4 protein-coding genes are annotated in these 6,568 nt (G+C 66.3%); 3 read left to right on the top strand and 1 reads right to left on the bottom strand.

All coding sequences use genetic code 11. The features are described from left to right. Positions 1–327: 327 nt before the first annotated feature. A complete protein-coding gene (locus KBI5_RS26440; RefSeq protein ID WP_157858592.1) occupies positions 328–492 on the top strand; it encodes a hypothetical protein in 165 nt (54 codons plus the stop codon). Positions 493–689: 197 nt separating this feature from the next. Next, positions 690–2,465, top strand: a complete 1,776-nt coding sequence (locus KBI5_RS16985; RefSeq protein WP_085015799.1) for a diguanylate cyclase — start codon at positions 690–692, stop codon at positions 2,463–2,465. A 106-nt stretch (positions 2,466–2,571) separates the two neighbouring features. On the opposite strand, the gene KBI5_RS16980 is transcribed toward KBI5_RS16985, so the two are convergent. Further along, positions 2,572–4,194, bottom strand: coding sequence for a helix-turn-helix domain-containing protein (locus tag KBI5_RS16980; protein ID WP_198537759.1), 1,623 nt, complete (start codon positions 4,192–4,194; stop codon positions 2,572–2,574). A gap of 607 nt (positions 4,195–4,801) precedes the next feature. Here KBI5_RS16980 and KBI5_RS16975 point away from each other — a divergent pair. Then, entirely contained in the window at positions 4,802–6,451 is a 1,650-nt protein-coding gene (locus tag KBI5_RS16975) for an aromatic/alkene/methane monooxygenase hydroxylase/oxygenase subunit alpha (RefSeq protein WP_011436930.1), read from the top strand. Positions 6,452–6,568: the final 117 nt, after the last annotated feature.

Here is a 6,568-nt window from a genome sequence, read left to right as displayed (position 1 = left end):
AGCCCATCCACGGCGCACACGAAGATCGAATCTTGGCGACCGGTCCGGTCGGGCCGAGGGCGGCTGCCCTGAAGCAACTGCCCAAAGGCCGCTTGACACTTACCGAGGTCGCGAGCGGCCGATGACGGTCAGGACGTGCATCCAGTGTGATCGGCATGCGGACCGTCGAGGTCGCCTAGGTTTGGGGCCGCCGACGATTCTGCAGTCGACCATGGTGGGCGGCTCCGGCGAGAAGAAAACGCCGCGGCTGGTGGCGAAGTACGCGCAGGCGTGCAACTCCGAGGGGCCCTCCGCGCTTCGGGCGTCATCAGCGGTACGAAGGTCGCGTTGAGTCACCTAGTGAAGATCGCGCATCGTCAGGGCGTCCTCCACTCCGACGTCACCGCGGACGACTTCGTGCCGGTGCTCAGCCTGATGCCCGGTGACGGGATCTCACCGGCGGCCCCCCGACGGTGGGTGCGGCTGTTCCTGCGAGGTCTGCTCACCGGCTGACGGCGCCGATGGCAGGAGGCGTCAACCTACCAACCGCCCGAAAGACCGATTTCGGAAGAAAAATACTGGATATCACTTTCTCCGCGATTTTTGTCTCCCCTGGCAGGCCGGGCTAAGCGGACTATGAATCTGAGCTCAGGTCCAAGCGGCATATACTTGCCCCAGGTCACACGGTTAAAGGTGCGGGAAGGTGCGTCATGCCGGATCGGTCAAGACCGTCTCGGCGAGCCGGACGGGCCTCGGGGCTTCGCCTCAACGGTGGGGAAGGAGCCTCGCTCGAGCGGCTGCGCGAGCGGTTCCTCACCGCCGGGATCTCAGCTGAGATCTCAGCTGAGATCTCGGCTGAGATCTCGGCTGAGACCAGCGAGTCCGGTGGGGTGCGGGATCCGATCCGCGAGTCGTGGATGCGGTCGCGGCGGTGGGCGGTGGCCGCGGACAGCCCCGAGCCCCTCCTCGCCGCGTCGGACCTTGACGTACCTGTCGCGCGCGCGGCCGAACCGGTCCTGTGCCAGCTCGCCGATCGGCTGGCCAGGCAGGCCGTCAGCGCGATCGTCACCGACGCGAACGGTCTGGTGCTCATGCGGTGCACCGGCGACGCCGCATTCGAACGCCGGCTGGACCGCGTATCGCTGCTGCCCGGATTTAGTTATGCCGAGCGGTTTGTCGGCACCAACGGCATCGGTACCGCTCTTGAGGAGCACAGGCCGGCGCACGTGTTCGGTCAGGAGCACTACGCGGAGTCCCTCGGCGAGTTCGCCTGCGCCGGTGTTCCCCTGCGTGATCCGGTGACGGGGCAGACGCTGGGCCTGTTCGATCTCACCTGTCCGCGCCGGGATGCCGGGCCGCTGCTGGCGGTCATGGCGGGCATGGTCGCCAACCAGATCCAGGATGTCCTGCTTCTCGCCGTGCCGGGGCACGACCGGGAACTGATCTCGCTTCGCGAGGCCGACGCGGCGGAGTTGCGCAGGCTGCTGATGGCCGAGCGCCAGCAGCGGGAACTGGCCGAGACGATGCACCGGGTCGTCGTCGAGACCACCAGGGCGGTGACTCCGCCGGAGATCCTCGGGCGGGTCATGACGGCGGCTGCCGCGCAGCTTCCGTGCGAGGCGGCGTGGGCGCTGGCCCGGGAACCGTGCGGAACGTTGCGGGTCGTGGCGGTCCACGGCCAGGTGGATACCCGGGCGGTCGGGGCGATGATCGTCCCGCTTCCGGATTCCCCTCTGCTGCTGGCGTTCCACGGCGGTGGGATGATCGGGCCGCACCGGAGGCTGCCGGAGGTGCTCCCCGGCCAGCGCTACCCGGTGGGCAGCTGGCTGGCCGTGCCGGCGCTGTGCCGGCCGGCCCCCACCGTCGTCGTTCTGATCGCCTCGCGGGCTGCTGGTGGCTACAATCCCAGGCAGGCTCGTCTGGCTTATGCCGTGCTGGGCCAGGCGGCGGCGGCCTGTGAGAACGCCTACCTGTTCGAGGAGACGCAGCGGCTTGCGGACAGTGATCCGCTGACGGGGCTGGCGAACCGGCGTCATTTCTTCGAGCAGGCCGATGCTCTGGTCCGCGGGCATCTGCATGCGGCGCGGTCGCTGGCTGCCTTCATGATCGATATTGATCATTTTAAGCAGGTCAACGACGGTCACGGTCATGCTGTGGGTGACGCGGTTCTCGCCGAGGTCGCTCGGCGCGTGCAGGGCACGCTGGGCCCGCAGGACATCGTCGGCCGTATCGGCGGCGAGGAGTTCGCGGCCGTGCTGGGCTGCCCGGCTGCGACGGCGGGTGTTCTCGCCGAGCGGCTTCGGYAGGCGATCGGGGCCAGCCCGGTGGCTACCRCCGACGGTCCGCTCCCGGTCACCGTCAGCGTGGGGGTGGCGATGCTGAACCCGGACGATTCCGGGCTTGGCGACCTGCTCATCCGCGCCGACGTGGCCCTCTACCAGGCAAAGCGCTCCGGCCGGGACCGGGTCGCGACCGCGCAGCCATGATGGGCCTCCCACGTTAGGGACCGCCACTGCGGCCTGTCGTAGGGCTGCTGCTCCCCGCACTCTGCTCCCCGCACTCTGCTCCCGTGGGCTCCACGCAAGATTGCGTCTACACGCTGGGAGCGGGGATCTCGATGCCGTACTGCCGGATTCTGCGGTAGATCGTCGCTCGCGACATGCCGAGAGCCCGCGCCGCGAGGGTCCTGTTCCCGTCCGCACTGAGCAGGCTCTGCACTATTGCGTCCCGCTCGATCGCCTCCATGGCTCCGAGAACCCGGCGGGTGACCGTGTGACATTCCGGCGGCAGGTCACCGACCATGATCGTGCCTGCGGGGCGAACCTGGATGACTTTGCGCAGYACCTGCCGCACCTGCTCGATGTTGCCTGGCCAACTGGTACGCAACAGTGCTTGCATAGCCTGCGGGGAGCAGGCGAGTTGGCCGCCACGGGTAAGTTTTACCAGCAGGAACGGCACGATTTGGTGCAGATCATCGATATGGTGCCGCAACGGGGGCACTTCGATGCAACGCGGGAAGTAGCGCATCAGGGGGCCGAGGGGTTTGTCGTCGGCGCTGAGCGTCAGGACTACCCACGGCAGATCCCGGCGGCCGCCCGCCTCCGCTGCTTGGCAGGCGGACGCCAGCACATGCAGCCGATAGGGGTCGATGCGATCGACGTGGCGTACCACCAGCGTGCCCCGGCTACGGCTCAGTTCGTGGCGGAGAAGGGTCCCCCACTCCCGAACAGTAGTGTTGTGGCCGTCGACAACGGAGAACCACGCGGACGGATCATGCCGCTGGCACACGGCCCGGGCCAGGGCTGTTTTGCCCACGCCGGGCTCTCCTCGTAATATCACCCACTCACCTGCTTGCGCAGCCGCGTCCACTTCCCGGCAGGCACGGGTCCATAGAGTTCCGGAGCCGACGATGCCGGGCAGCGGAAGCCGCGTCAGAGCGGTGTCCGCATGCCGCGGGCGCGGCGCTTCGACAAAACGGACATGGGCCACCGCCCCGTCGGTGGCCCTCTCCGTTGCCACTGTCCGGCAGTGCACGCGGGCCCAGGTTCCGCTGGGCAGTTCCATCATCAGGGTGGTGGCACGGCGTCTGGCGACGACATCGGTGATGCGCCCGATCAGCACCGACTGGTCGCGGGGGTCGAGTAGTTGGCGCGCGTGCTCGTTCATCATGACGACGTCGTCGTTGAGGCCGAGCACCACGCCGGAAATCCGTTRGCATGTCCTGAGATACTCCCGTAACAGGGCAAGGTCACGGTGTTCTTCGTTGGCGAGCAGGGATTCCTGAATCTGTGCCGCCGCGGCCCGGGCCATGGCCATGAGCAGCGGCCCGGCGTCCGGACGCCAACAGGTCAGGTCCAAGACGCCAATTATCTTCCTTGTGACTGGATGGTGCATCGGCACTCCGGCGCAGGCTAGATTCTCGAGGTTCGAGGCGTAGTGCTCGTGCCCGAAGACATGGGCGGGGGACCTTCCCTCGAGCGCGGTACCGATTCCGTTGGTTCCCACCAGTCTTTCCGCGTAGCTGAAACCCGGTGCGAGCTGGACCGCGTCGAGGTGCTTCTCCAGGGCGCGGTCACCGGTGCGCCGGGCCAGGACGACTCCCTCGGCATCGGTCAGGATGATGCTGATAGGCTGGTCTACAAGTTGATCRCCGAGCTGGCGGACGATGGGCGCTGCGGCGCGGCTGACCGGGTTTTCGCTGTCGAGGTCGCCCACGAACGTGAGTCGGGGGCCTTCCGCCGCTACCTCCCAGTGCCGGGAGCGTAACCAGGACGCCCGGATGCTGTCGCGTACCCTGTCCGGCTCGATGGAGTCGGTGGTCAGGAACAGCTCCCGCGCCTGCGCAACCTCGGCGCCCTGATGATTATAAGCATCTAGGTTGCTCGAACAACCAGCCATCTGATGGATCTCCTCCCGCGAACGGCGAACCTCGACGACTCCGGTACAACCGCAGCGTCCGACGTGGTCACGAGCGGTTCCCGAGCGAGGTTAGATCGCAGCCCACCGTCTGGCTAGACCTTGTGCTCCGCCCACTGCCGGGCGTCCGCCGCGCCCGACCGACCCCCGACCGGCGCCGATCGCCGATCGCCGATCGCTCCTCGCATCTCGCCTCCCCGATGATCTTACTGGCCGAGTCCTGGTACCTGTCTCAGATTGAGATCCCACACACCTCCCACGGGGAGTGTGATGTGGGACATACGAAGGGACGTGGTGCAGGCACCGGTTCCGGCCGGAAGGAGGGTCGACGCGGATCGGCGTCGATCTCGGTGCAGGCGGGCATCGCCGGTGTCTGCCCGACCCCGTATCGTCCAGGAGGCAGGACGTGAGCCGTCAAAGCTTGACAAAGGCACACAAAAAGATCACGGAGCTGTCATGGGAACCGACGTTCGCGACGCCCGCGAAGCGGTTTGCCACCGACTATACCTTCGACAAGTCTCCGAAGAAGGACCCGCTCAAGCAGATCTTGCGCTCCTACTTCCCGATGGAGGAGGAGAAGGACAACCGCGTGTACGGCGCGATGGACGGCGCGATTCGCGGCAACATGTTCCGCCAGGTCCAGCAGCGCTGGATGGAGTGGCAGAAGCTCTTCCTGTCGATCATCCCGTTCCCGGAGATCTCCGCGGCCCGGGCGATGCCGATGGCGATCGATGCCGTCCCCAACCCTGAGATCCACAACGGGCTCGCGGTACAGATGATCGACGAGGTGCGTCACTCGACGATCCAGATGAACCTCAAGCGCCTGTACATGAACCACTACATCGATCCGGCCGGCTTCGACATCACTGAGAAGGCGTTCGCCAACAACTACGCCGGAACGATCGGCCGCCAGTTCGGTGAGGGCTTCATCACCGGTGACGCGATCACCGCGGCGAACATCTACCTGACCGTCGTCGCCGAGACGGCGTTCACCAACACCCTGTTTGTCGCGATGCCGTCCGAGGCGGCCGCCAACGGTGACTACCTGCTACCGACGGTGTTCCACTCGGTCCAGTCCGACGAGTCTCGCCACATCAGCAACGGGTACTCCATCCTGCTCATGGCGCTCGCCGACGAGGCCAACCGGCCGCTGCTCGAGCGTGACCTGCGCTACGCGTGGTGGAACAACCACGCCGTGGTGGATGCCGCGATCGGCACCTTCATCGAGTACGGCACGAAGGACCGCCGCAAGGACCGCGAGAGCTACGCGGAGATGTGGCAGCGCTGGATCTACGACGACTACTACCGCAGCTACCTCATCCCGCTCGAGAAGTACGGCCTGGTGATCCCCCACGACCTGGTCGAGGAAGCCTGGAACCGTATCTACAACAAGGGGTACGTGCACGAGGTCGCGCAGTTCTTCGCCACSGGATGGCCGGTGAACTACTGGCGGATCGACCCGATGACCGACGACGACTTCGAGTGGTTCGAGTCGAAGTACCCGGGCTGGTACAACAAGTACGGCAAGTGGTGGGAGAACTACAACCGGATGCGTTACCCAGGCCGGAACAAGCCCATCGCGTTCGAGAACGTCGACTACCAGTACCCCCAGCGGTGCTGGACGTGCATGGTGCCCTGCGTGATCCGCGAGGACATGGTGCATGACAAGGTGGACGACCAGTGGCGCACCTACTGCTCCGAAGCCTGTCACTGGACTGACAAGGTGGCGTTCCGGCCGGAGTACCAGGGCCGCCCGACGCCGAACATGGGCCGGCTGACCGGCAAGCGGGAGTGGGAGACTCTTTACCACAACTGGGATCTCGCCGATGTCATTTCCGACCTCGGGTACGTCCGTGATGACGGCAAGACCCTGATTCCGCAGCCCCATCTCGAGCTCGACGACCCCTCGAAGCTCTGGACGCTCGACGATGTCCGCGGCATCACGTTCAGCAGTCCGAATGTCGCACTCAACGAGATGAACGACGCCGAGCGTGAGGCGGCGATGGCGGCCTACCGGGCCGGCGGTCCGGCTGGTCGGCCGGCACCCGTTTCCTAATAGCGCCCTGCAAGCTGCGGGCGTGTTGAAGAACCGCCGTCCGAGGGGGCCGACGGACGTTTCTTGAACGCGTTCGAACGAACACGGCCCCACCGGCGCCGCGACACGAGCGCCGGT

The organism is Frankia sp. KB5 (assembly GCF_002099325.1).
Lineage (GTDB): Bacteria > Actinomycetota > Actinomycetes > Frankiales > Frankiaceae > Frankia > Frankia casuarinae.
This window is presented reverse-complemented; position numbering and strand designations above follow the sequence as displayed.